2 protein-coding genes and 1 pseudogene are annotated in these 2341 nt (G+C 69.1%); all 3 read left to right on the top strand.

Going from position 1 to position 2341, the window contains the following annotated elements; genetic code table 11:
• Positions 1 to 1400, top strand: a 1400-nt coding sequence (locus AC1D1G_RS44420) for an amino acid permease (protein WP_477956853.1), incomplete at its 5' end; no start/stop codon positions are given.
• A 1-nt stretch (position 1401) separates the two neighbouring features.
• Positions 1402 to 2247, top strand: a complete 846-nt coding sequence (locus tag AC1D1G_RS44415; protein WP_477956852.1) for an urea amidolyase associated protein UAAP1 — start codon at positions 1402 to 1404, stop codon at positions 2245 to 2247.
• Positions 2244 to 2341 (top strand): annotated as a pseudogene (locus tag AC1D1G_RS44410) (urea amidolyase associated protein UAAP2); the annotation flags it as partial. The gene AC1D1G_RS44415 and the pseudogene AC1D1G_RS44410, both read left to right, overlap by 4 nt.

Raw genomic sequence — 2341 nt, 5'->3', positions numbered from 1 at the left:
TCTCCATCCTCACCACCATCTTCCAGCTCTTCGGGCTCGGATTCGGATTCGCCGGACCCGCCTTCTTCTGGACGTGGCCGGTGGTGTTCGTCGGCCAGTTCATGGTGGCGCTCAACTTCGCCGAACTGGCCGCCAGGTACCCCATCTCGGGGGCGATCTACCAGTGGTCACGCCGGATGGGCGGCGAGGTGGTCGGCTGGTTCGCCGGATGGTTCATGATCCTCGCGCAGATGGTGACGGCATCCGCCGCGGCCATCGCGCTGCAGGTCGTGCTCCCGAATGTGTGGAGCGGATTTCAGATCATCGGTGAGGACAGCACGCTGACGTCCGCGAGTGGCGCCGCCAACGCGGTGCTGCTGGGTTCCGTCCTCCTCGTGGTGACCACGTTCATCAACTGCATCGGCGTCAACTGGATGTCCAGGATCAACAACATCGGCGTGACCTGCGAGATCGTCGGTGTCATCGCGGTGATCGGCATGTTCCTCACCCACGCCCAGCGCGGACCGGAGGTCGTGTTCGACACCGGCACCGCCGGGGCGTCACCCGGGTACGGATGGGCGTGGATCGTGTCGGGTCTGATGGCGGCCTACGTCATGGTCGGATTCGGCTCCGCGGGCGAACTCGCCGAGGAGACACGCAACCCGCGCCGGGTCGCGCCGCGCACGATCCGCCTCGCGCTGTCCGTGTCGGCGCTCGGCGGTGGGCTGATGATCATCGGCGCGCTGATGGCTGCACCGAGCCTGACCGACGGCCGTCTTGCCGCCGAGGGCCTGCCGTACGTGCTCTCGTCGATCCTCAGCTCGCCCTGGGGCACACTCCTGCTCGTCGACGTCGCGATCGCCGTGTTCGTCTGCACGCTGGCCATCCAGACGGCGGCGTCGAGGCTGGTGTTCTCGATGGCACGCGACGGACGGCTGCCCGCCTCGCAGATTCTGTCGACGGTGAACACCCGCACCGGAACACCCATCGCGCCCTCCGTCCTGATCGGCCTGGTCTGCATCGGCATCCTCGCGGTCAACGTCGGGAACTCCGCCATCTTCGCGACCCTCTCGAGTGTCTGCATCATCCTGATCTACCTCGCCTACCTGATGGTCACGGTGCCGCTCCTGCTGCGCAGGCTGAAAGGCTGGCCGCACGGAGGACCGCAGGTCGACGCGGACGGACGGAAGCTGTACTCGCTCGGACGGTTCGGCCTTCCCGTCAACATCCTGGCCGTCGGCTACGGAGCGCTGATGGTCGTCAACCTGTCCTGGCCGCGCGCGGAGATCTTCGACCCCAGCGGCGACTACCCCCTCCTGCGGTGGGCCGCCCCCGTCACCGTCGCCGCCGTGGTCGCGCTCGGAGTCGCGTGCTTCCCGCGCGGCCGCACGACCCCCAACCCCGTCACGATCGGAGCCTGACATGACCTCAGTGGACACGTCGACCACCAGTGCCGCGAAGGAACACGCGCGTGCCCAGTCGGGAGTGATCACCGACTCGATGCCGGTGGTCCCGGCGTCGTCCTGGCCGACCCCACCGTCCGACATCGATCCGGCACAGCTCACGTGGGCGGAGACGGTTCCCGGTGGCCGGTACACCACGAAGGTGCTGGGCCGCGGCACGCGACTGCGACTGCGTGACCTCGACGGCCGGGCCTGCGCCCACCTGCTGCTGTACCGGGCGGACGCGCCGTGGGAGCGGCTCAACGTCGCCGACACCGTCAAGGTGCCGTGGCAGGCGTACCTGGGGGCGGGACATCCGCTGCTCTCCGATCAGGGGCGGGTGCTCGCGACGCTCGTGTCGGACGGGTCCGGGCGGCACGACGCCCTCTGCGGCACCACGTCGCTCGCCTCGAACACCGCGAAATACGGTGACGGCAGCCTGCATTCGGCATCCCCCGCCGGCCGTGAACTCTTCACGGTGGCGGCTGCGAAGCACGGACTCGGGCGGCGCGACCTGCCGCCGTCGCTGTCGTTCTTCCACGGGGTGCGGGTGGGGGAGGACGGGGCGCTGAGCAGCATCGGGTCCGCCGGCGCGGACACCGCGGTCGACCTCGTGATCCACCTCCCGGTGATCGTCCTGATCGCCAACACGGCGCACCCGCTCGATCCGTCGCCGACGTACGGCACGACCTCGCTCGAAGTGCTCGCCTGGACCGGCGTCGACGTGGCCGAGCCTGTCGACGCCGACCCGGAGTACCACCGAGCCTTTCTCAACACCGAAGACGTCTGGGCTGCAGCGCAGCGCCAGGGACGGGAGCAGGCATGACCACCACCATCGAGACCGCACCGCTGGTACCGGGAACGGTGATCCTGGACGAGGAAGTCGGCGCCCGCGGCCCCTGGTCTGCCGTCGTCGTGGC

This window comes from Rhodococcus sp. P3_B8 (genome assembly GCF_056402775.1).
The sequence above is the reverse complement of the archived record's forward strand: the minus strand, read 5'-3'. Positions and strand labels throughout refer to the sequence as shown.